This is a genomic window from Robbsia betulipollinis, from assembly GCF_026624755.1.
Classification (GTDB): Bacteria; Pseudomonadota; Gammaproteobacteria; order Burkholderiales; family Burkholderiaceae; genus Robbsia; species Robbsia betulipollinis.
Window position 1 is genome coordinate 239,419 of record NZ_JAPMXC010000002.1, and the last position, 22,607, is coordinate 262,025.

General features: G+C 67.1%; 21 protein-coding genes. 9 read left to right on the plus strand and 12 right to left on the minus strand.

Annotated features, from left to right (window positions below):
- Nucleotides 1–124 precede the first annotated feature (124 nt).
- Both OVY01_RS12845 and OVY01_RS12850 read left to right on the plus strand, forming a co-directional pair.
- Nucleotides 125–343, plus strand: coding sequence for a DUF2795 domain-containing protein (locus tag OVY01_RS12845; protein WP_432422240.1), 219 nt, complete (start codon nt 125–127; stop codon nt 341–343).
- Nucleotides 344–405: 62 nt separating this feature from the next.
- Nucleotides 406–999: a BPSL1445 family SYLF domain-containing lipoprotein gene (locus OVY01_RS12850; protein ID WP_267847985.1), complete on the plus strand. Its 594-nt coding sequence runs from the start codon at nt 406–408 to the stop codon at nt 997–999.
- 147 nt (nt 1,000–1,146) lie between these two features.
- Here OVY01_RS12850 and OVY01_RS12855 read toward each other — a convergent pair whose 3' ends face one another.
- From OVY01_RS12855 to mltG, 9 genes are all read right to left on the minus strand, one after another.
- A complete protein-coding gene (locus OVY01_RS12855; protein WP_267847986.1) occupies nt 1,147–2,205 on the minus strand; it encodes a glycosyltransferase family 4 protein in 1,059 nt (352 codons plus the stop codon).
- Nucleotides 2,206–2,482: 277 nt separating this feature from the next.
- On the minus strand, nt 2,483–3,877 hold the full coding sequence (gene otsA / locus OVY01_RS12860) for an alpha,alpha-trehalose-phosphate synthase (UDP-forming) (protein ID WP_267847987.1): 1,395 nt from the start codon (nt 3,875–3,877) through the stop codon (nt 2,483–2,485).
- A 289-nt stretch (nt 3,878–4,166) separates the two neighbouring features.
- On the minus strand, nt 4,167–5,387 hold the full coding sequence (locus OVY01_RS12865; RefSeq protein WP_267847988.1) for a mechanosensitive ion channel family protein: 1,221 nt from the start codon (nt 5,385–5,387) through the stop codon (nt 4,167–4,169).
- Between the two features lie 81 nt (nt 5,388–5,468).
- The gene (locus tag OVY01_RS12870; protein WP_267847989.1) at nt 5,469–6,194 is read right to left on the minus strand and encodes an ankyrin repeat domain-containing protein; all 726 of its coding nucleotides are present in this window, start codon (nt 6,192–6,194) and stop codon (nt 5,469–5,471) included.
- A 110-nt stretch (nt 6,195–6,304) separates the two neighbouring features.
- Entirely contained in the window at nt 6,305–7,114 is an 810-nt protein-coding gene (locus tag OVY01_RS12875; RefSeq protein ID WP_267847990.1) for a TatD family hydrolase, read from the minus strand.
- Nucleotides 7,115–7,189: 75 nt separating this feature from the next.
- Nucleotides 7,190–7,684, minus strand: a complete 495-nt coding sequence (locus OVY01_RS12880; protein WP_284700868.1) for a GNAT family N-acetyltransferase — start codon at nt 7,682–7,684, stop codon at nt 7,190–7,192.
- Between the two features lie 51 nt (nt 7,685–7,735).
- On the minus strand, nt 7,736–8,824 hold the full coding sequence (locus OVY01_RS12885; RefSeq protein WP_267848083.1) for a DNA polymerase III subunit delta': 1,089 nt from the start codon (nt 8,822–8,824) through the stop codon (nt 7,736–7,738).
- Nucleotides 8,825–8,901: 77 nt separating this feature from the next.
- Complete coding sequence (gene tmk, locus OVY01_RS12890; protein WP_267847991.1) at nt 8,902–9,525, minus strand: dTMP kinase; 624 nt, start codon at nt 9,523–9,525, stop codon at nt 8,902–8,904.
- Nucleotides 9,525–10,556, minus strand: a complete 1,032-nt coding sequence (gene mltG / locus OVY01_RS12895) for an endolytic transglycosylase MltG (protein WP_267847992.1) — start codon at nt 10,554–10,556, stop codon at nt 9,525–9,527. Before mltG ends, tmk begins: the two co-directional genes overlap by 1 nt.
- Nucleotides 10,557–10,686: 130 nt before the next feature.
- Here mltG and ygfZ point away from each other — a divergent pair, with 130 nt between their 5' ends.
- Entirely contained in the window at nt 10,687–11,766 is a 1,080-nt protein-coding gene (gene ygfZ, locus OVY01_RS12900) for a CAF17-like 4Fe-4S cluster assembly/insertion protein YgfZ (RefSeq protein ID WP_267847993.1), read from the plus strand.
- Here the strand turns inward: ygfZ and OVY01_RS12905 are convergent.
- Both OVY01_RS12905 and OVY01_RS12910 read right to left on the minus strand, forming a co-directional pair.
- Nucleotides 11,739–12,239, minus strand: coding sequence for a PaaI family thioesterase (locus tag OVY01_RS12905; protein WP_267847994.1), 501 nt, complete (start codon nt 12,237–12,239; stop codon nt 11,739–11,741). The genes ygfZ and OVY01_RS12905 overlap by 28 nt on opposite strands.
- Entirely contained in the window at nt 12,239–12,541 is a 303-nt protein-coding gene (locus OVY01_RS12910) for a Dabb family protein (protein WP_267847995.1), read from the minus strand. The genes OVY01_RS12905 and OVY01_RS12910 overlap by 1 nt, the downstream gene beginning before the upstream one ends.
- Nucleotides 12,542–12,782: 241 nt before the next feature.
- Between OVY01_RS12910 and OVY01_RS12915 the strand changes: the two genes are divergently transcribed.
- The 6 genes from OVY01_RS12915 (at nt 12,783) to OVY01_RS12940 (ending at nt 18,261) form a co-directional block, all read left to right on the plus strand.
- Nucleotides 12,783–14,195: an alanine/glycine:cation symporter family protein gene (locus tag OVY01_RS12915; RefSeq protein WP_267847996.1), complete on the plus strand. Its 1,413-nt coding sequence runs from the start codon at nt 12,783–12,785 to the stop codon at nt 14,193–14,195.
- 156 nt (nt 14,196–14,351) lie between these two features.
- Nucleotides 14,352–16,031 carry a protein adenylyltransferase SelO gene (locus OVY01_RS12920; RefSeq protein WP_432422241.1) on the plus strand — a complete coding sequence of 560 codons (1,680 nt, stop codon included), beginning with the start codon at nt 14,352–14,354 and terminating at the stop codon, nt 16,029–16,031.
- Between the two features lie 108 nt (nt 16,032–16,139).
- Nucleotides 16,140–16,574: a peptide-methionine (R)-S-oxide reductase MsrB gene (msrB, locus tag OVY01_RS12925; RefSeq protein WP_267847997.1), complete on the plus strand. Its 435-nt coding sequence runs from the start codon at nt 16,140–16,142 to the stop codon at nt 16,572–16,574.
- Nucleotides 16,575–16,605: 31 nt separating this feature from the next.
- Complete coding sequence (locus tag OVY01_RS12930) at nt 16,606–17,133, plus strand: septation protein A (RefSeq protein WP_267847998.1); 528 nt, start codon at nt 16,606–16,608, stop codon at nt 17,131–17,133.
- Nucleotides 17,126–17,464 (plus strand): BolA family protein, encoded by a 339-nt coding sequence (locus OVY01_RS12935; protein ID WP_267847999.1) that lies wholly within the window; start codon nt 17,126–17,128, stop codon nt 17,462–17,464. The genes OVY01_RS12930 and OVY01_RS12935 overlap by 8 nt, the downstream gene beginning before the upstream one ends.
- The gene (locus OVY01_RS12940; protein ID WP_267848000.1) at nt 17,461–18,261 is read left to right on the plus strand and encodes a peptidylprolyl isomerase; all 801 of its coding nucleotides are present in this window, start codon (nt 17,461–17,463) and stop codon (nt 18,259–18,261) included. The genes OVY01_RS12935 and OVY01_RS12940 overlap by 4 nt, the downstream gene beginning before the upstream one ends.
- A 150-nt stretch (nt 18,262–18,411) precedes the next feature.
- Here the strand turns inward: OVY01_RS12940 and purL are convergent, their stop codons facing one another.
- The gene (purL, locus tag OVY01_RS12945) at nt 18,412–22,602 is read right to left on the minus strand and encodes a phosphoribosylformylglycinamidine synthase (protein WP_267848001.1); all 4,191 of its coding nucleotides are present in this window, start codon (nt 22,600–22,602) and stop codon (nt 18,412–18,414) included.
- Between the last annotated feature and the right edge of the window lie 5 nt (nt 22,603–22,607).

Here is a 22,607-nt window from a genome sequence, read left to right on the forward strand (position 1 = left end):
GTTTTGAGAGCGATATTCGCTAGGCACGACATTTGCATTGCTAGGTGCAGCACTGAAAAGCTGGTAAAACTTGCGACAGCAACAAGCCGACGGGAACGGCGGCGAGCACCGAGGAGAAAGTCGCATGGCGACCATGTTGCACCCGGATGGACAAGGCAGCCCCGATTCGATTTCCGGGGATATTCAAACGGCCCTGGCAAGCGTTTCGTACCCGTCCAACAAGGACGGAATCGTCGCGGCGGCCACGGCGAGCGGCGTCAGCAACGAGGTTGTGGCCGTGCTCAACGGCTTGCCCGAGAAAGACTATCCGGATGCCGACGCGGTCCTGCGCCAATTGGGTTGACCTTCGTATCCATGCTTTGCGTTGCGATACTTTTAATAATCACAGTAAGGGAGTAGCTGACCATGAAAAAAATGAACATCGCCTTGAAGATGGGTACGATCATCACCGCCGCCACGCTCGCGCTGGCAGGCTGTACGACCACCGCGACCACCCCGGGCGACGCCGACTCGTCGGTGATGTCGAAGCGCAATGGCATCAACTCGAACGTCGAACAGGCCCTGGCGCGTCTGTACGTCGCGGCGCCGGGTTCGCGTGAGCTGGTGTCGAAGGCAAGCGGCGTCCTGGTGTTCCCGTCGGTGCTGGCAGCAGGCTTCGTGGTGGGCGGTCAGTACGGCGAAGGCGCTCTGCGCGTCGGCGGCCGTACGATGGGCTACTACAGCACGACTTCGGCATCGGTCGGCCTGCAGATCGGCGCCCAGTCCAAGGCCATCATCATTCTCTTCATGACGCAGGACGCGCTCGACAAGTTCCGCAGCGTCAAGGGCTGGTCGGTGGGCGGCGACGCATCGGTTGCCGTGCTGAAGATCGGCGCGAACGGCGCGATCGATACGAACAGCGTGCGTTCGCCGGTCGACGCATTCGTCCTGAGCAACGGCGGCCTGATGGCCAACCTGACGCTGGAAGGCACGAAGGTCAACCGCCTCGACAACCTGTAATCGCATGGAGGGCGGCGCGCGACGCGCTGCCTTTCCTGCGTTGTCGGGAAACCTCAGCGGTTAACGGTGCAAGCTGCGGCCACCTCGCCTTCGGGCAAGGTGGCCGCAGTCGTATGGAGGTCACCCTGCTGGGAGGACTGCCCTGTCTCAGTCCGTCACCAGTCGCAGTTGCGACTTGCGCTGCGCACGCAACACGCGCTGATAGACGTCGACGTAATCCCCCGCCATCCGCCTGGCGGTATAGTGCTGCTCGAAATGCCGTCGAATCGCCGGCCGAGACAGATTCTCCAGCCGGTCCACCGCCGCGATCGCACCGATTTCATCCTCGACGACGAAGCCGGTCACGCCATCGTCGATCACTTCCGCGACGGCGCCGCGCTTGAAAGCGATCACGGGCGTACCGCACGCCATCGCTTCCAGCATCGCGAGGCCGAACGGCTCCGGCCAGTCGATCGGACAAAGCAGCGCATGCGCGCCGGACAGGAACTCGGCCTTCTGACTGTCGCGGATCTCGCCGACGTACTCGACATGCGGCTGGCGCAGCAGGGGCGCGATCTCGGTGTCGAAGTACACCTTGTCGGCGAGATCCACCTTCGCCGCGATGCGGATCGGCAAGCCGCACTGCGCGGCGATCGCGATGGCCCGGTCGACCCGCTTCTCGGGCGAGATGCGCCCGAGAAAGGCGAGGTAGGACGGTTTGCCGCCGTACGGCCTGTACAGGTTTTCCGGCAAACCGTACGGCACGTTGCCGACCCAGTGCGCATTCGGCAGATAGCGGCGTTGCGCATTGGACAGCGAAATCAGCGAAAGATCCTCGAATGCGCCATACAGACTCTGGTGCTCGGGCAGATCGAGCCGGCCATGCAGGGTCGTGACGAACGGCGTCTCCTGACGCTTGAAAATCGAGAACGGGTAGAAATGCAGGTGCGAATGCAGTACGTCGAAGTCGCCCGCCAGCTGACGCACGCGTTCGAGCATCAGCATGTGCGGCGCGATCGGATCGCGGATGCAGGGGTCGCGGCGTAACGCGCGCGGCCAGACCGCCTCGAGCTGCGCTCTAGTCGTCGAGTCACCGGTCGCGAAAAGCGTCACCTCGTGCCCCAGCTCGACCAGTGCCTCGGTCGTGTAGGAGACGATCCGCTCGGTGCCGCCGTACATGGTCGGAGGGACCGACTCGGTCAACGGCGCGATCTGTGCGATTCTCATGATGGTCTCCGTGAAACCCGCGCCGGCGCTGCCCTGCCGCCGGGTGTACCGCCTACCCCGCCGTTTCCGATCGGGCCACCACCGGCCGCTGCGCCTTCCATGCTACGGTGCCGCACTTGCTGTGCCATGTTTTTCTGCGTGATGACGAAAGTGATAAGTCTACGATCCTGACCGCGCGGCGCAGGCCGCGGCATCGCCCCGGTTCCGCCTTTTTCGCCCGGCGTCCCCGATGCCCGCCGGCAAACCGGAACGGTCACCGCGCGTGACCCGGCGCCGCCTACGGCATGCCGGGGCGTACCGCGCGCAGGTCCACAAGGAAGGTATCGCGCCATACCCCCAGGTCATTCCTGCGCAATGCGGCGAGCATTTTGCGGTGGCGGTCCTGCCGTTCTTCGAGCGGCATCGTCAGAGCCCGCTGCAATGCTTCGGACATGTCGAGAATGTCGTGCGGATTGACAATCAGCGCGGCATCGAGTTCCGCGGCGGCACCCGCGAATCGAGACAGCACGAGCACACCCGGATCATCCGGGTCCTGCGCCGCGACATACTCCTTCGCGACCAGATTCATACCGTCGCGCAGGGGCGTGACGAACCCCACCTGCGACGCGCGGAACAGCGACATCAGCACCCATCTGTCGTAGCGTCGGTTCAGATAGCGGATGGGTGTCCAGTCGAGTCCCGAAAAACGGCCATTGATGCGTCCCGCCTCGTATTCCAGGTTCTGGCGAATATGCTGGTAGCTTTGCACGTCCGCGCGCGTGGGCGGCGCGACCTGCACCAGCGACACCGCTCCCTGCAATTCCGGCGCGGTTTCCAGCAGACGTTCGAATGCCCGGAACCGTTCGGCGATGCCTTTGGAATAATCGAGGCGATCGACGCTCATGATGAGCTTGCGGTCCTTCAGGCTGGCCTTGAGTTCGCGCACGTCCTTGCGCGTCTCGAAACGCTTCGCCTGCGCGGCGATGTCGTCGGGGAAAACGCCGATCCGATAGACGCCCGCACGCAACGAGCGGCCATACGCGTCGACGGTGCGCCCGTCCCTGGAAACAGTGCCGTGGGCCTGACGGACGATGTAATCGCCGAACGCGACCAGATCGGATTCGGTCTGGAACCCCACCACGTCGTAGCAGCAAAGGGACTTCACGAGTTCGTCGTGAGGCGGGACGTTCAGCAATACCTGTGGCGCCGGAAACGGGATGTGCAGGAAGAAGCCGATGCGATTCTTCACACCCGCGAGCCGCAGCGCCTCGGCGAACGGAATCAGATGGTAATCGTGTACCCAGATGACGTCATCGGGCTTGAGCAGCGGCAGCAGTTGTTGCGCGAGCCAGGCATTGACCCGGCGATACCCGGCGTACTCCTGCCGGTCGTAACGCGCCAGGTCATTGCGGTAATGGAACACCGGCCACAACATGGCGTTCGAGAAGCCGCGGTAGTACTGGTCGTAATCGCGCCGGGACAGGCCGACGGTGGCGAAGGTTACGGCGCCGTCCTGGACGATCTCGGGACCGGCATTGGCGGTGCCTTCGCCGACGATTTCGCCACTCCAGCCGAACCAGACACCTCCCGTATCCTTGAGCGCGCCAAAGACGCCGACGGCGAGACCGCCTGCGGAACCCTTGCTTTCGGTGGGCGTGGCGACACGATTGGAAACAACGACGAGACGACTCATTGGCTGACAGGGGTCCTTGTTTGAACCGCGCGGGGTGACCGGACGACCCGGGGGACGGGACGACTCGAGATGACCTGGCGCGGTGCGTCGCGGGGTCGACGGGCCGCTCCCTGGCGCGCACCGCCATCGCGGTCCTGCAAAGACGACGGGCATGCTCGAATGCCTGCCAGGATGCCAGCCACGCCGGATGATGGGTGGTGCTGATATGATTGTTCATGATACACCAAGCCCGCGGGTCACTGCGGCGCCGGGCCGCGTGCAAAGCCGCGCCGGGTACCGCTCGGGCGCCTCAGACCTTCGGCGACGACGGCAGGCTGGACAGACGTGACGCAGCCGCGGCGGAAGCGCCGAGATCGGGCTCGTGCCGGGACGGCGCGAAAGGCGACGCGTCCCGTGCGGACGAATCGAGCGGGTCGGTGCCCCGCATGGTCCCCGACGCCGCGTCCGATGCGTGCCATTCGGTCCGCTCGCGCGGCAGACAGGCGGGGAACTCCCGCTGGATGAAATCGAGCAGACCTTCCCGCACCTTGCAGCGCAGATCGAAGTTGCGGGGCGAGTCCGGCGAACTGACGAGTATGCGCAGCTGCATCGCGCGTTCGCTCGTATCGGTGACCTGCAACACCTGCACGCGGCCGTCCCATTCGGATGCCGCTTCGCACAGGCGCACCAGTTCGTGCCGCACGGGGTCGAGCGGCAGGCGAAAATCGACCCATAAAAAAACGCTGCCGATGATCTCGGCGCTGTTGCGTGTCCAGTTCTGGAACGAGTTTTCGATGAACCACTGCAACGGCACGATCAGCCGGCGCTGGTCCCAGATCCGCACGGCGATATAACTGCCGGTGATCGCCTCCACCCGGCCCCACTCGCCCTGGATGACGACCACGTCGTCGATGCGCACCGGCTGCGAGATGGCGATCTGCAGACCGGCGATCAGGTTTCCCAGCACCGGCCGCGCCGCGATACCCGCAACCAGGCCGGCCACCCCCGCGGAGGCCAGCAGGCTGGTGCCGATCTGCCGTACGTTCGGTATGGTCATCAGCATCGCCCCCACGCCGATCACGACGATCGTTCCCATCACGCAGCGGCCCAGCACATGCACCTGCGTATGCAGGGCGCGGGTGCGCAGATTGTCCTCGGTGTCCAGGGGGTTGAGGATCATCACGCCCTGGACGAGCGCCGCGACGCTGCGCACCGCCAGCCACGTCAGACTGCCGATCAGCACGAGCCCCGAGAGCCGCCGCAGCGGGTTGATCAACACGAGATCGTCCGCCGCGTTCCACCAGACCAGTTGCAGAAGCAGGATCGTGACGGCAAGCTGCGCGGGGCGGTCGATGAACCGCACCACCATGCCCATCGTCACGTACGGCCGCGTGATCCGCCGCAGGAGGTGCGCGCCGAGCCGGTGGCCGGCGAGCGCGAAAAGCAGCATGACGACCGTCAGCGCCAACACGCCCGGCCAGGAATTCAACGGCGCTTCGGTAATCCGCGTAGCGATATCCAGCAGTTTCATCCAGCTCCTGATCCTGATTTCCGAGGGGTGGGCCCGGCATTCACCGGCGGATTGCGCCGGCGTCGACGCCGCGCGCCGAAATTATTGCGCGCGCACGCCGCTCGCACCCGCCGCGTGGCTGGCCTGCCAGGCCTCCGCCTTGCCGGCCAATGCGTCGACACCATCTTTCTCGTTGTAATGCTTGGCGAAATCGACGGCGCTCATGCCGATTTGATTCTTCAGGGTCGGGTCCGCGCCCTGCTCGATCAGCAGGTTGATCGTGGACGCGTGGCCGCCACGCGCCGCCATCATCAGCGGCGTCGTGCCGTTCGGCGAAGCGGCGTCGATGTAGGCGGACGCTTCGAGCAGGATCTTCACGATTTCGTCGTCGCCGATGCTGGCTGCGTAATGCAGCGGCGTCCAGCCCTTCTTGTTCACCTCGGCACCCTTGTCGATCAGCGCCTTGACCAGCGGCGTGTCCTGCGCGATGGCCGCGAGCATCATCGCGTTCTCGCCGGCCGGATCGAGCTTGTCGATGTCGGTGCGCTTGTCCTGCATCAGAAGGATCGCGACGTCGTTCGATTTCTCGCGCGCCGCCAGCAGCAGCAGCGGCATGCCCTGGTTATCGACGGCGTTCGGATCGACGCCGCGCGCGAGCATCTTGCGCACGGCGGACACGTCGTTGAATTTCGCGGCCTTGATCATCGTGTCGAGCGGCGCGGCGCTGACGGGCGCCGACACGCCGGCCACCGTCAGTGCGAGACACGCCGCCGCGAGCCAGCGCGCCGGCTTGCGGGAAATGGAGAAAACGTTGAAGCTGGAATGCATGAAGGGCTCGCTCGAAGAAGGGTTCGAAGAATGAATCGGGACAACATCCCCGCGCGGACCCGCGGGGCGCGACCGGCGCACTGACGCCGCCGACGCGAGTTTCGCCGGCGTCAGTGCGGCGCGTCCGGCGCCTTCACGACGGCCGCCGTGCTCGCGAACAAACGAAAGAAATTGTCGCTCGTGGTGCGCCCCAGCGCCTCGGGCGTCACCCCGCGCAGCGCGGCGACGAACCGCCCGACGTCGGCGACGTACGATGGCTCGTTCGTCTTGCCGCGATAGGGCACCGGTGCCAGATACGGCGAATCGGTCTCGATCAGCAAGCGCTCGCGCGGCACGCGGCGCGCCACGTCCTGCAGGGCCAGCGCGTTCTTGAAGGTGACGATGCCCGACAGCGAAATATGAAAGTTCAGGGCTAGCGCGGCCTCGGCGATCTCCCAGCTTTCGGTGAAGCAGTGCATGACGCCGCCGATCTCGCCGGCACCTTCCTCGCGCATGATACGCAACGTATCCTCCGCCGCCGCCCGGGTATGAATGATCAGCGGTTTGCCACTGACGCGTGCGGCGCGGATATGCGTGCGAAAACGTTGCCGCTGCCACGCCATCTGGTCCAGCGTGCGCCCGTCGAGACGATAATAATCCAGGCCCGTCTCGCCGATCGCGACCACCTTCGGATGGGCGGACAGGACGATCAGCCGGTCGACGTCGGGCTCCTCGACGTTTTCGTGATCGGGATGCACGCCGACCGATGCGAACACATTCTCGTACGCGTCGGCGACGGCCAGCACCTGCGGCAGGGTCTCCAGGTCGACACAGACGCACAATGCATGCGTCACCTGCTGCGCGTGCATTCGCGCGAGCAGTTCGGGAAGACGCTCGCCCAGTCCGGGAAGATTGATATGGCAGTGCGAATCGACAAACACGTAAAAATTCTCCAGCGAAAGGCGGCGGCCCACCCTGTCTTGGCCACCGCCGCGGGTCCGCGGACGCCTGTTCTTCTAGATACGACGCCCGACGATCACCAGGTCGCGCTCGACGCCGTCGAGCGCGGCGACCCGGGGCAGAAAGCCCCAATCGTCGAAACCATGCCTGCGGAACAAGGCGCGGCTCGCTTCATTATGGCCGAAGATGAAACCCAGCAGGGTCCGCACGCCCAGCGCCGGCGCCTGCGCGATGGCGCGCTCCAGGAACGCGCGCCCGAGACCCCGGCCGCGCGCGTCCGCCGCCAGATAGATACTGACCTCGACGCTGGCGGCATAGGCCGGGCGTCCATAGAAATCGGACAGGCTGAGCCAGCCGGTTACCGCGCCGGCACGCTCGGCGACCCAGAGCGGCCGGCGCTGCGGCGTGTGCGCGTCGAACCAGCCCTGCCGGCTCTCCACCGGAACCGGATCCAGGTCCGCCGTCACCGCACGTGACGCCACGGTGGAATTGTAGATGGCGACGATCGCCGGCAGATCCTCCTGCCGGGCATCCCGAAAATGATGTTCCATAATCTCAAAATAAGGAGGAAAGAGCGAAGGAGCCGGACATGGCAGGTGCCGTCAGCGGCTCGCGCCGGAAAAGAGTTCGCGATAGCGCACGAACAGCGCCTCGCACACCAGACGCGCGTTGAGCGGATGCTGCTCGGTCGCCCGCTGTCGGGCCAGCTCCTGGTTCATGCGGGCCAGCCCGACGGTATCGGCCGCGGCGACGCACCGCGCGAGCGCCGCCTGCTGATTCGGATAATAGCGGACGGTGCCGGCCAGACGCAGGCTCAGCAAGTCGTACAACCATCGCTGCAGCCAGCCCAATACCATCGGCACGGCGACTTTCTGCAAGGTCTCGCCACAGGCGAAGGCGTCGCACCGTTCGCCCGCGGCAAGCTGCGTCAGCACGAACTGGCGATGGGCGCCATCGCCGCCGCCCTCGGCCTCGAGCGCCGCGAGTGGCGCGCCACCGGCCTGGGCGAGCGCCGCGGCCGCGTCGCTCACCCCCTGTGCCGCCAGCCACGCGGTCGCCGGCGCGGCAGCGGGCGTGCCCAACGGCCATTGCCGGCACCGGCTGACGATCGTGGGCAGCAGACGCTCGATGCGCGAGGTCACGATGAGAAACACGACCCCCTCGGGCGGTTCCTCGAGCGTCTTCAGCAGCGCGTTCGACGACGCGGCATTCAGCGCCTCGGCCGGATACAGCAACACGACGCGGTGCCCGCTGCGGTGCGCACCGATGCCGCAGAACTCGAGCAGCGAGCGGACCTGCTCGACCTTGATCTCCTTGCTGGGTGCCTTGCTCGCGCCGCTCTTGCCACCCGTGCCCGCCGTCCTGGCGGCCGTATCGCCCTCCGTGGCCTCGGCGCTCGCGTCGCCCTCCGATGGTTCCGGGGCAAGGTTTTCCGGGAACACGGCACGCAAGTCCGGATGGTTGCCCTGTTCGAACCAGTGGCAGGCCAGACATGCGCCGCAAGGCCGCGCATCGGCCTGCGCGCCCTCGCACAGCAGCGCTTTCGCCAGTTGGCGCGCGAAACGCGTCTTGCCGATGCCGGCCTGCCCGTGAATCAACAAGGCGTGCGGCCAGCGCGCGCGCAGGTCTCCGAGCGCGTGCCATGCCGCCTGCTGCCACGGGTAAAGCGCGGACGCCGCGCCGGGTAGCATGGCCGACAGCGTGCCGGGTGCCCCCGCCGTGCCGGATGCGGCGCCGCTCCTGCCGGTCCCGCGTGTCGTCGGGCCCACTACGCGTGCGTCACGATGACTTCGAGATCGCGGCGGATCGCGTCGATACCGCGGCTCGCGTCGATCACCCTGAAGCGCTCGGGCGATTGCGCGGCGCGACGCAGGTATTCGCCCCGGGTGCGCTCGAAGAACGCCACGGACTCGCGCTCGAAGCGGTCGGGCGCGCGCGCGGCCTGACGGCGCGCCAGCGCGGTATCCACGGGCACGTCGAACAGAATCGTCAGATCCGGGGTGAAGCTCCCCTGCACCCAGCGTTCGAGCGCCTCGAGCTTGTCCAGGGCCAGCCCCCGGCCGCCTCCCTGATAGGCGAAACTCGCATCGGTAAAGCGATCGCACAGCACCCAGTCGCCGCGTTCCAGCGCCGGCCGGATCACCGCGGCGAGATGTTCGCGCCGCGCGGCGAACATCAGCAGCGCCTCGGTCTCCAGATGCATCGGCTGGTGCAGCAGCACATCCCGCAGCGTCTCGCCCAGCGGCGTGCCGCCCGGCTCCCGCGTCAGCACCACCTGACGGTTCTCGGCGTGCAGGCGCGCCTCGAGGCGCGCGCGGAACCCGTCGAGATGCGTGGTCTTGCCCGCGCCGTCGATGCCTTCGAACGTGATGAATTTTCCCTGCGCACGCATTACTTTCCCCTCTGGTATCTATCGACTGCGCGATTATGGTCGGTCAGCGTGCTGGAGAACTCGCTGCTGCCGTCTCCCCGGGCCACGAAGTACAGCGACGGCGACGCCGCCGGATGCGTCGCGGCCTCCAGCGCGGCGGCCCCCGGCAAGGCGATCGGCGTCGGCGGCAGGCCGTTGTGAAGATAGGTATTGTACGGCGTGTCGGTCGTCAGATCCTTCTTGCGCAGCCGCCCCGAGAACGTCGTACCCAGGCCATAGACCACGCTCGGGTCGGTCTGCAGGGGCATGCCGATCCGCAGACGGTTCACGAAGACCGCCGCCACCCGGGCGCGTTCGGCGGACTTGCCGGTTTCCTTTTCCACCAGGGACGCGAGAATCAGCACGTCGTACGGTTGCGCGAGCGCCGCAGGCAACGTGGGCGAGCGCGCCTGCCAGAATTCGGCGAGCCGCTGCTGCGCGGCGCGATACGCCCGGCGATAGATGTCGAGATCGCTGGTCGCGCCGGGAAACAGGTAGGTGTCGGGGAAGAATCGCCCTTCGGGCAGCAGACCGGGGGCACCGATCGCCGTCATCAGCTGCGCGTCGCTCATGGCCGCCGTATCGTGCTTCAGATGGCCGTTCTGGCCGATCTCGGCACGCATGCGGGCAAAGTCCCAGCCCTCGATGATGGTCACGACGTACTGGTTGACGTCCCCGCGCGCCACCTTCAACAACAGCTCATACGGCGTGATGCCGGTTTCGAACGCATAGTTTCCGGATTTCAACGCGGTCGACAGTCGCGCGAAACGCGTCAATACCTCGAACAGAAGCCGGTTGACCGGCACCCCGGCCTGGTTCAGCTGCAGGGCGACCGCGCGCAGCGAACTGCGCGGACGGATCGTCACGTCCAGTTCCTTTTGCGCCAGCGGCATCGGCCGGTTGGCCCAGACGTACAGGATGCCCCCGCCAGCAGCCCCCAGCACCAGGACGAGCACCACCAGCACCACGACGACCCGCCGCGCGCGGCTGAACAGATGTGTAAAAACGGACATGCGCTTCCAGCAAGCTTGCTACGTTGATCGGCGAACCCAATATAATAAGGCATTCGGCGGCGCGCTTCGACGCGACGCGACCCCGGCAGGCCGACGCTGCGCCGCCGCGCCCACCCTTGACGGCCATCAGATGACTTCACGCCTTGCTCCGATTGCCCCTTTCGCGGCTTCCGCTGCCGCCGACGCGCCCGACGCCGTCAGCACCGCCGCAGCGATCGCGCCGCGTGGCGCGTACGCGCTGCTCGACCAGTTCGGCATCCTCGACGCCACCGGTCCCGATGCCGCCGACTTCCTGCACAAGCAGTTGACGAACGAGGTCGCCCACCTCGGCCCCGACGCCGCGGCGCTCGGCGGTCTGTGTTCGCCGAAAGGCCGCCTGATCGCCTCCTTCCTCTATTGGCGCGAGACCGTTGCGGCGCAGCCCGACGCGCCCGCGGGCAGCGAACGCGTGCGGCTGGTGCTGGCGGCCGACATTCGCGAAGCCATCCAGAAACGCCTGTCGATGTTCGTGCTGCGGGCGAAAGTCGCCCTCGGCGACGCGACGCCCACGCTCGCGCTGCTGGGACTGACCGCCCGAACGGACGATGCCGCGGCGCTATTGAGCACGCTGGGCGCGCATTTCGGCACGGTGCCCGAGACTGTGCGAGAGCGCCGCGAGGGCGCCGTCGGCACCCTGATCCGGCTACCGGACGCGGCGGGATATCTGCGTTTCCTGTGGGCGCTGCCGCGCCCGGCGTGCGATGCGCTGCGGCCGGCGCTGGACGAGACGCTCGCGCCGATGTCGGCCGCGCACTGGGACTGGCTCGACGTCCAGAGCGGCGAGCCGCGCATCACCGCGGCGACGCAGGACCGCTTCGTACCGCAGATGGTCAATTTCGAGGCGATCGGGGGCGTCAACTTCCGCAAGGGATGCTACCCGGGGCAGGAAATCGTCGCGCGCAGCCAGTATCGCGGCACCGTCAAGCGCCGCGCGACGCTGGGCCACGCCGCGGCCGCGCAAGCGGGCGACGAAGTGTTCGACGCCGGCGACCCGCTGCAACCCTGCGGCCATGTCGTCAATGCCGCGCCCGCGCCGGGTGGCGGCGTCGACTGCCTGGTGGAATTGAAGCTGTCGCTCCTGGCGGACGCGAGCGTGCACGTCGGCAGCGTGGCGGGGCCGCGCCTGACGGTTCGCGGCCTCCCCTATGCACTACCGGATCTCTCCGCCTGAAGCACGGCGGGCGGGCCCGACGAAGCCGACGAGCCTGACGAATGCCGCTCGGTCGCCACGTCCCGGCCGACCGGCAAACGGCGCAGGTATTTGAACGTTCCCAGTGCCTTCGCGACCAGCGCACCCTGCGCATCCAGCACCTCGCCCTCGCAGAACGCCATCGTCGTCGAGCGGTGCAGCAGCCGGCCGAGCGCACGCAGCGCGCCGCGCCCCGGCTGCATGAAAGTAACGGTCATCTCCACCGTGACGAGGCTGCGTTCGACTTCGCCCGCGTGCCGGGCGGCAAGCGCGAGCGCGGCATCCAGCAGCGTCATCGTGACACCGCCGTGGGCGACCGCCCAGCGGTTGAAATGACGCTCGTCGAGTTGCATGCGCAGTTCGCTGCCCGTCCGGTCGGCGCGGATCACCTCGACGCCGAGAGCATCGAGAAAGGGCGTGTCGTTGCCCGTGGGCGGTGGCGGGGTCGGCGGCATCAAAGCACGTAATCGACGCACTGCCGCGTTTCGGTCACCGCGCGGATGAACGGCACCACCGCCTCGTGCTGCGGATGGTGCTGGTAGGCCGCGAGCGCGGCCGCATCCTCGAACTCCGAGTACAGCACCAAGTCGAACGTCGAACCCAGGCCGGGCGCCGCCTGTCCCACCTCGAAGCGGCCGATCCCCGGCACCACCGCGCTACAGCCTTCGAGCAGACGGCGCATCTGCGCGACGTTCGCCATCCTGTCCTGCCCCTCGGCCCGCTCCTTCAACTTCCACATGACGATGTGATGCAGCATCGCTTTCTCCTGTTCGCTCGCCGGTTCATCCGCGGCGCTGGCCGCATTATCCCATCAATATTGCGCACCGAGAACGCTCGGGCGGCACATGCGCGGCACGTAAGACTCGCCTCATTTTCCGATCGTGCCGTTCCGGCGGGTCGAATCACCGACACAATATGCCGCTTGTCTCATTCGCCACGCGCGCCGGCCGCGCCCGTCCCGGCCGGCGTCGCCCCCTGCCCGACACTACAGGTTTTCCATGAACGAGGTCCTGCATCGCATCATCATCGGCATCAACGCCACGCTCTGGAACCAGCTGCTGATTTATCTCCTGGTGGGCGCGGGCACTCTCTTCACCCTGCGCACCGGCTGCGTCCAGGTGCGCGGCATGCGCGCGGCACTGGGGCTGATGCTGCGCCCCGGAAGCCAGCCGGGCATCAGCCCCTACCAGGCATTCGCGATCGGCGTCGCCAGCCGCGTGGGCACCGGCAATATCATCGGCGTGGCGGTGGCGCTGACGCTGGGCGGACCGGGCGCGATCTTCTGGATGTGGGTCGTGGCCATCCTGAGCATGTCCTCGGCCTTCGCCGAAGCGACGCTTGCACAAATCTTCAAGATCCGCGCCGGCCCCCACGGGTTTCGCGGCGGGCCGGGCTACTACATCCATCTCGGACTCGGTTCGCGGCCCTTCGGCCTGCTGTTCTCGGTCGCGCTGATCGTCGCCTTCGGATTCGTGTTCAACGCGGTCCAGGCGAAGTCGATGGCCGAGACCCTGCACACCGCGTTCGGCTGGTCGCCGCTGCTGGTCGGCGTGGGACTCGCCGCCGTGGTCGGGGCCGTCATCTTCGGCGGTATCGGGCGCGTCGCGCCCGTGGCGGCGCGTCTGGTGCCCTTCAATGCACTGCTGTATCTGGGACTGGCCGGCTACGTGATGTGCGCGCATGCCGCGGCCCTGCCCGGCGTCCTCCGGATGATCGTCGATCACGCTTTCGGCCTCGGCCAGGCGGCCGGCGGTCTCGCCGGCGTCGCGGTCCAGTCGGCGCTCCTCAACGGCATCAAGCGCGGACTGTTCTCCAACGAGGCCGGGATGGGCTCCGCGCCGAACGCCGCGGCGACCGCGAGCGCGCGCCATCCGGCCGAACAGGGTCTGCTGCAAATGCTGGGCGTGGTCTTCGACACCCTGGTGGTGTGCACGGCAACCGCGTCGCTCATCCTGTTGTCCGGCCTCTACGAACCGGGGGCGGGCATGCAGGGCGCGGCCCTGGTGCACGCGGCCATGAACGTGCACATCGGACCCTGGGGCAGCGCGCTGTTCGCGCTGACCGTCACGCTATTCGCTTTCTCGGCGATCATCGGCAACTATGCCTACGCGGAGAGCAATATCCAGTTCATCTGCGGCCGGCCCATCGTCCTGCACCTGTTCCGGGTCGGCTTGCTGGGCATGGTGATTTTCGGCTCGGTCGCGAGCTTGCCGCTGGTCTGGGACCTCGCCGATTCAAGCGCCGGCATCATGGCGATCATCAATCTGGTCGCGATTCTGCTGCTGAGCCGGCATGCGTGCGGCGCGTGGCGGGACTACCGGCGGCAGCGGGGATGCGGCGTGCGCGCGCCCGTCTTCGACCGCCACACCCTGCCGGGCCTGAGCGCGCGCCTGCCGAAGGACGTCTGGTAAGGCCCCGGGATGGCGCGCGGCAGCGCCGATCGCCATCCCGCCTTAGAATAGGGCCTGTGTTCCGGCGCCACAGGCGGGGAAAGCCGCACGGAGGTATCCGGCGCGTTTCCCGGCATGGGGCGCCCGGCGTTTTCCGCTTTGCCACCAGGCCGCACCATGTCCCTTCCGACGCTCCCGGCACGTGATCGGGCCGACCCCTCCGACATGCAGGTTCCGATTTCCTCCCGGCTCGCCGGAGGCTTCGCCGAACTCGGCAGCGTCTTTCATACCCGTCTGCCCGCCCAGGCGCTCCCGGACCCCTATCTCGTCTGCGCCTCGGAAGATGCACTGCGGGACTGCGGCTTCGCCCCCGATGCCGCGAGCGATCCTGCTTTCGTGCAGCGTTTCGCCGGAGCCGGTGCACCGCCCGCGGCCGACGGCACGGTGGACCTGCCCTTCGCCAGCGTGTATTCCGGTCATCAATTCGGCAACTGGGCCGGGCAACTGGGCGACGGCCGGGCGGTGTCGCTGGGCGAACTCACCGCGCCCGACGGCCGCCGTCTCGAGGTGCAACTCAAGGGCAGCGGCATGACGCCCTACTCGCGTATGGGCGACGGGCGGGCAGTGCTACGTTCGTCGATTCGCGAATTCCTCTGTTCGGAGGCTATGGACGCACTCGGCATCCCCACCACGCGGGCGTTATGCGTGATCGGCTCGGACCTGCCGGTGCGACGCGAAACGCTCGAAACCGCGGCGATCGTCACGCGCTACGCACCCAGCCTGGTGCGTTTCGGTCATTTCGAGCATTTCTGGTCGACCGGGCAACATGACGCCCTGCGCCAGCTGGCCGATCACGTGATCGCCCGCGCCTATCCGGAATTGCGCGACGCGCCGAATCCCTACCTCGCGCTGTTGCGCGCGGTCAGCGTGAAGACCGCCGATCTGATCGCCCGCTGGCAGGCGGTCGGTTTTTGCCACGGCGTGATGAACACCGACAATATGTCGATCCTGGGACTGACGATCGACTATGGCCCGTTCGGCTTCCTCGACGGGTTCGACGCCAAGCATATCTGCAACCACACCGACCAGCAGGGCCGCTATTCGTACCAGAACCAGCCGCAGGTCGCGCATTGGAACCTGTTCTGCCTGGCACAGGCGCTCTTGCCGCTGATCGCCGCGCCGCGCGCCGGCGACGCGCAGCCGGACGCCGACAGCGACGCCGCGCGCGCGTCGATCGAACAGACGAAGGCCGCGCTGGAGCCGTTCAAGCCGCGCTACGCGGAGCAGTTCGCCGGTTTGATGCGGGCCAAGCTGGGCCTGACGACCGTGGCCGCGGACGACACCGCGCTGATCGACCGTCTGTTGCAATTGATGCATGCGAATCGCGCGGACTTCACCTTGACTTTCCGGAGACTGGCCAACATATCGGTGGACGCGGCAACCGCGATCGATACGGACAACGCGACGGACAACGCGACGGACAACGCGACGGACAACGCGACGGGCCACGCAACGGACGATGCAGCGGATGGCGTGGACCGTGCCGCGGCGCGCGACCTGTTTCTCGACCGCGCGGGTTTCGACGCGTGGCTGACGGACTATCGGGCGCGTCTGGCGCGCGAAGGGCGCGACGACGCGACCCGGCGCGCGGCGATGCATCGCGTCAATCCACGTTTCGTACTGCGCAACCACCTCGCCGAAGTGGCGATTCGCGCCGCCCGGGACAAGGATTTCAGCGAAACCCGCCGCCTGCTCGCGGTATTGCGCCGTCCCTTCGACGAGCAGCCCGAAAACGCGGCCTATGCGGCACTGCCGCCGGACTGGGCGACGTCGCTCGAGGTGAGCTGTTCGTCCTAGACGGCGCCTGGCACTTTCAGGGGCCCGCGCTTTTCGCCGTCGCGGAAAGGCGGATACCCCGTTTCTTCCAACGGTTCACCGGACGTGGACCCACAAGGAGTCACCTGCATGACCGATCACGCCCCCCAAACCCCTGCCGCGACACCGCCCGCCCACGTCGAAAAACCCGATGCCGCCTGGCGCGAGCAATTGAGCGACATCGAATATCAGGTCACGCGACACGCGGCGACCGAACGGCCGTTCACCGGCAAATACTGGGACCACACCGAAACCGGGGTGTACAACTGCGTGTGCTGCGGCGCCGCGCTGTTCGAATCCGCGACCAAGTTCGATGCCGGTTGCGGCTGGCCGAGTTATTTCAAACCGATCAACGGCGAAGTCATCGCCGAGAAGACCGACCGTTCGCATGGCATGTTGCGCATCGAAGTGCAGTGCAAGGTCTGCCATGCGCATCTGGGCCATCTGTTCGAGGACGGTCCGGCGCCCACCGGTCAACGCTACTGCATCAACTCGGCTGCGTTACAATTCGAACCCGGAACCTAAACCCGCAGCACGCACCCGCCGCCCATAGCGAATGAAATTCCTCTTCGATCTCTTTCCGGTCATCCTGTTTTTCGTCGCGTTCAAGTTCTGGGGCATTTTCGCGGCCACGGCCGTGACGATCGCGGCCAGCGTCGTGCAGATCGCCTGGACCGCCTACCGCCACCGCCGCGTCGACCCGATGCTCTGGGTCAGTTTCGCGATCGTCGTGGTGTTCGGCGGCGCCACGCTGATCCTGCACAACGAGACCTTCATCAAGTGGAAGCCGACCGTCCTGTACTGGGCATTCGCCGTCGGGCTGCTGATCGCGCATCTGCTCGGCAAGAACCCGATCGAGAAGATGATGGGCAAGCAGATGACACTGCCACCGCATGCATGGCGTCAGCTGAACATCGCCTGGGCGATCTTCTTCGCGGTCCTGGGCGTGCTGAACCTGATCATCGCGTTCCACTTCACGACGGACGTTTGGGTGAATTTCAAGCTGTTCGGCGGCACCGCGCTGATGGTGCTGTTCGTGATTGCGCAGAGTCTCTGGCTGAACCGGTATCTCAAACATGACTGACGCGATGAACAAGACGACGCACGACGCGGCCGGCACCGTGCCGCGCGGCGGCGCACTCGGGCCCTGGATCGAGGCGCGCCTGCGCGCCGTCCTGAGCCCGACGGCGATCACCGTCGAGGACGACAGCGCCCGTCATGCCGGTCATGCCGGCGCGGCCGAGGGCAGTCATTTCAATCTGCTGATCGTGTCGGCGGCGTTCGCCGGCCATAGCCGGGTCGCCCGCCACCGGCTGGTGTATGATGCGCTCGCCGACGCGATGCGCAACGGCATTCATGCGTTGGCGATCATCGCCCATACGCCGGAAGAATTCGCAACCAGGACCGCCAGATGATTCTCAGGAAGACCCGCCAGGCCCGGATCCGGGCCGGCCTCGCCGGTGCCGCGCTGCTCGTTTGCGCGCCCGTTTTCGCGCAGAATGTCGCCATCGTCAACGGCACGCCGATTCCGTCGGCCCGTGCCGACGCGCTGCTGAAGACAGTGCCGCCGCAACAGGGCCAGGCCGATCCGGCGCAACTGCGCCAGGCCGCGCGCGAGGAATTGATCAACCGCGAAGTGCTGATGCAGGAAGCCGTGCGCGAAGGCGTCACCAACGATCCGGACGTCAAGCAGCAGATGGTGATGGCATCGCAGGCGGTCGCGATCCGGGCCATGCTGGAGAAATACCTGCAATCGCACCCGATCACGGATGCCGAATTGCAGGGCGAATACCAGCGGGCCGTCCAGCAGGTCGGCGACAAGGAAGTGCATCTGCACCATATTCTCGTCGACAACGAACAGCAGGCGAAGGACTTGATCGCGAAGATCAAGGCGGGCGGCGATTTCGATGCGCTGGCGAAACAGTACTCGAAGGATACCGGCTCGGCGAAGAACGGCGGGGATCTGGATTGGGCGAATCCCCGCGCCTACGTGCCGGAGTTCGGCGCGGCCGCGACGCAGCTGAAAAAAGGCGAAATCACCGATACGCCGGTGCACACGCAGTTCGGCTGGCATATCATCCGCCTCGACGACGTACGACAGACTCCGCCGCCACCGTTCGATGCGGTCAAGGCGCAGCTGGCGCAGCAGCGTCAGAAAGCGGTGATCGAGCAGTTCGAGGCGAAACTGCGCGCCCAGGCGAAGATTCAGTAAGACGGTAGCGGGACGGCGCACGCGCAGGTCGGATGCGCGCGCCGGGCCAGTCAGCCGGCGCTTCGCGCTTCATGCAAAAAGGGACTTCGATCGAAGTCCCTTTTTGCATGGCGTCACGCGCGCCAGACCGGCGCGCATGCCGTCAGCGCCTCAACCCACCCAGCGGCGGGCATTCTGGAACAGGCGCATCCAGGGGCTGTCGCCTTCCCACTGCGGCGGATGCCAGCTCATCGTCACGGCGCGCGCGACGCGCTCGGGGTGCGGCATGATCACCGTGAAACGCCCGTCCGCCGTGGTCACCGATGTCAGCCCCCCTGGCGAGCCGTTCGGGTTCAGCGGATAGCGTTCCGTCGCCTGCCCGTGATTGTCGACATAACGCAACCCCGCGAGCACCTGCCCCGCGTCGCCCTGCTTCGAGAAATCGGCGAAGCCCTCGCCATGCGAGACCGCCACCGGGATCCGCGAACCGGCCATGCCGTCGAGGAAGATCGACGGCGACGCCAGCACCTCGACCGTCGCGAAGCGGGCCTCGAACTGTTCGGACTTGTTGCGTGTGAAATTCGGCCAGGCCTGGGCCCCGGGAATCATCGACGCCAGGCTCGACATCATCTGGCAGCCGTTGCATACGCCCAGCGCGAACGTATCCGCACGCCCAAAGAACGCGGCGAACATGTCGGCCAGCACCGGGTTGAAACGGATCGTCTTCGCCCAGCCCTCCCCCGCGCCCAGTACGTCGCCATACGCGAAACCACCGCACGCGACCGCGCCGGCAAAGTCCGCCAGCGTCGCGCGGCCCGCGATCAGGTCGCTCATGTGCACATCGCGCGTCTCGAAACCGGCCCGGTCGAACGCATGGGCCATTTCCAGATGCGAGTTCACGCCCTGCTCCCGCAGCACCGCGACCCGGGGACGCGCGCCCGTATTGACGAACGGCGCGGCGACGTTCTCTGCCGGATCGAAGCTCAGATGCACCGAAATACCGGGGTCGGCGGCGTCGGCGATGGCGTCGACTTCCGCGTCGGCGCAGGCCGGATTGTCGCGCAGACGCGCGATGCGCCAGCTGACGTCGGTCCACTCGCGTTGCAGTTTCACGCGCGGCGACGTGTAGATGCGCTTCGCGTCGCGGTAGATCTCGATATCGCCGCGCTCGTTGGGCTTGCCGATGACATGGCTGCACGCGGACAGGCCGACCTCCCGCAGCACCGCAAAAACGGCGTCGCGATCGGTGGCGCGCACCTGTACCACCGCGCCCAGTTCCTCGTTGAACAAAGCGCGCAGGGTCCGGTCGTTGCGGCGTCCCGACGTCTGCGTCGCCCAGTCCTTCGCATCGCCGAAATCGGATTCGTGGTCCGGGTCGAGCGTCAGCATGTCGACGTTCAGGGACACGCCGACGTGCCCAGCGAACGCCATCTCGCATACCGCCGCGAACAGGCCGCCGTCGGAGCGGTCGTGATAGGCGAGCAGTTGCCCGGCGGCGTTCAGGCGCTGGATCGCGTCGAACAGATGCTTCAGGTCCTGCGCGTCGTCCAGATCCGGCGCCTGATCGCCGACCTGATGGATGACCTGGGCGAGGATGCTGCCCGCCATCCGGTTGCGGCCGCGACCCAGATCGATCGCGATCAGCACCGTATCGCCGACCTCGGCCGTGCGGCGCAATTGCGGCGTCAGATGGCCCCGCACATCCTCGAGCGCCGCGAAGGCGGAGACGATCAACGTCACCGGCGCCACGACTTCCTTCCTGCCTTCTTCGTCGCGCCACTGCGTGCGCATCGACAGCGAATCCTTGCCGACCGGAATCGCCAGACCCAGCGCCGGGCACAGCTCCATGCCGACGGCGCGCACCGTGTCGAACAGCGCCGCGTCCTCGCCCGGCGTGCCGCAGGCGGCCATCCAGTTCGCGGACAGCTTGATGGTGGACAACGCCGCGATGGGCGCGGCGGCGATGTTCAGGATCGCCTCGCCGATCGCCATGCGTCCGGATGCCGGCGCGTCGATCACCGCGAGCGGCGCGCGCTCGGCGATCGTCATCGCCTCGCCGCGATAGCCGCGGTAGTCCATCGTCGTCACGGCGCAGTCGGCCACCGGCACCTGCCAGGGCCCGACCATCTGGTCGCGCACCGTCATGCCGCCCACCGTGCGGTCGCCGATCGTGATCAGGAAGCCCTTGCAGGCGACCGTCGGATGCGCGATCACCGCCGAGGCGGCGGCGTCCAGCGTCACGTCGTCGAGCGCCAGCGCCGGATGCGCGACCGGCAGGCGCGCCACGTCGCGATGCAGCCGCGGCGCCTTGCCGAACAGCACGTCCATCGGCATGTCGACCGCGAACGCCGAGGTGTCGGCGTCGCGCGCCCGCACGGAGGCGCCATCGGTGGCGGCCGCTGCCGCTGCCTGGCCGGCAACGCCCGAGCGCGCCGCCGCATCCGCCGCGACGAAGCGCTCCGCCTCCGCCAGCATCAGCACCTGTGCGTCCGTCGCCACGCCGACGAAGGACGCCGGGCAGCGCTCGCGCCGGCAGATCGCCTCGAACTGCGTGGCGCTTTCCGGGGCGATCGCGAGCACGTAACGCTCCTGCGCCTCGTTGCTCCAGATCTCGCGCGGCGACATGCCGGTTTCCTCGAGCGCGATGCGGTCGATCATGAAACACGCGCCCTGGTTCGCCCCCTCGACGAGTTCCGGAAATGCATTCGACAGACCGCCCGCGCCCACGTCGTGGATGCTCAGGATCGGATTGGCATCGCCGAGTTGCCAGCAGGCGTTGATGACCTCCTGCGCGCGGCGCTGGATCTCGGGATTGCCCCGCTGCACCGAGTCGAAATCGAGCGCGGCGGTGTTCGTGCCGGTCGCCATCGAACTGGCTGCGCCGCCGCCCATGCCGATGCGCATGCCCGGGCCGCCGATCTGGACCAGCAGGGTGCCGGCGGGCAACGCGTTTTTGTGCGTGTGCTGGTCGGCGATATTGCCGATCCCGCCCGCGATCATCACCGGCTTGTGATAGCCGCGCACCACGCCGCCGACGTTCTGCTCGTAGACGCGGAAGTAGCCGGCGAGGTTCGGCCGGCCGAATTCATTGTTGAACGCCGCGCCGCCCAGCGGACCGTCGGTCATGATCTGCAACGGCGAGGCGATGCGTTCCGGCCGGCCATAACCGGCTGGCGGTGCGACCTCGCCGGCGGCATCGCCACGGGTACCGGCCGCCGCGGCAGCGCTCAGCGGCACGTCCGCGCGTTCGCTCAACGGCCGTGCGGCGTCGTCCGCGCGCTCCCAGCTTCGCACCGCGTCCGGCAGGCGCAGGTTCGACACCGAGAACCCGCTCATGCCCGCTTTCGGACGCGCGCCGCGCCCGGTCGCGCCTTCGTCGCGAATCTCGCCGCCGGCGCCGGTCGATGCGCCCGGAAACGGCGAGATCGCCGTCGGGTGATTGTGCGTCTCGACCTTCATCAAGGTATGCGTGAGCTCCTCGCTTGCGGCGTAGACATGCTCGGCGCCGCGCGGATACCAGCGCTCGATGCGTCCGCCCGCCATCACTGCGGCATTGTCCGAATACGCGACAATGGTGCCCTGCGGATGCAGCTTGTGCGTATTGCGGATCATCTGGAACAGCGACAGGTCCTGCGCCTCGCCGTCGATCGTCCAGCTCGCGTTGAAAATCTTGTGGCGGCAATGCTCGCTGTTCGCCTGCGCGAACATCATCAGTTCGACGTCGCTCGGATTGCGCCCCAGACCCTGGAAGGCATCGACCAGATAATCGATCTCGTCGTCCGCCAGCGCCAGCCCCAGCGCGCCATTGGCCTCGACCAGCGCGCCGCGTCCGGCACCCAGCAGGTCGACTCGCTCCAGCGGCGCCGACGGCAGCGCCTCGAACAATTGGTAGGCCTGCTCGCGATCGCCCGCGATCGACTCGGTCATGCGATCGTGCAGCGCGTTCGCCACCGCCTCGCGCGCCGCCGCGTCCAGCCGGCGCTGGCCGCCCAGCAGCGACGATTTCAACGTCAGCGAGAACTCGACGCCGCGCTCGATGCGGCGCACCGCCGTCAGGCCGCAGTTGTGCGCGATGTCCGTCGCCTTGCTCGCCCAGGGCGAGACGGTGCCGAAACGCGGTACCACCAGGAACGTCTCGGGATGCCGGCTCACCCGCTCGGGCGCGGGATCGCCATAGCGCAACAGGGCCTCGAGCACGCCGGACTGCGCCACGCCGAGCGCGGCGTCGCTGTTCACGAAATGCAGATGGATGGCATCGACGTCGACGATGTGCGGGTCGATGGCCTTGAGCGTGGCGAGCAGCCGGGCCTTACGAAAGTCGGAGAGAGCCGAAGCGCCGGGAAAGCACGAGAAGTGGGCCATTGGGC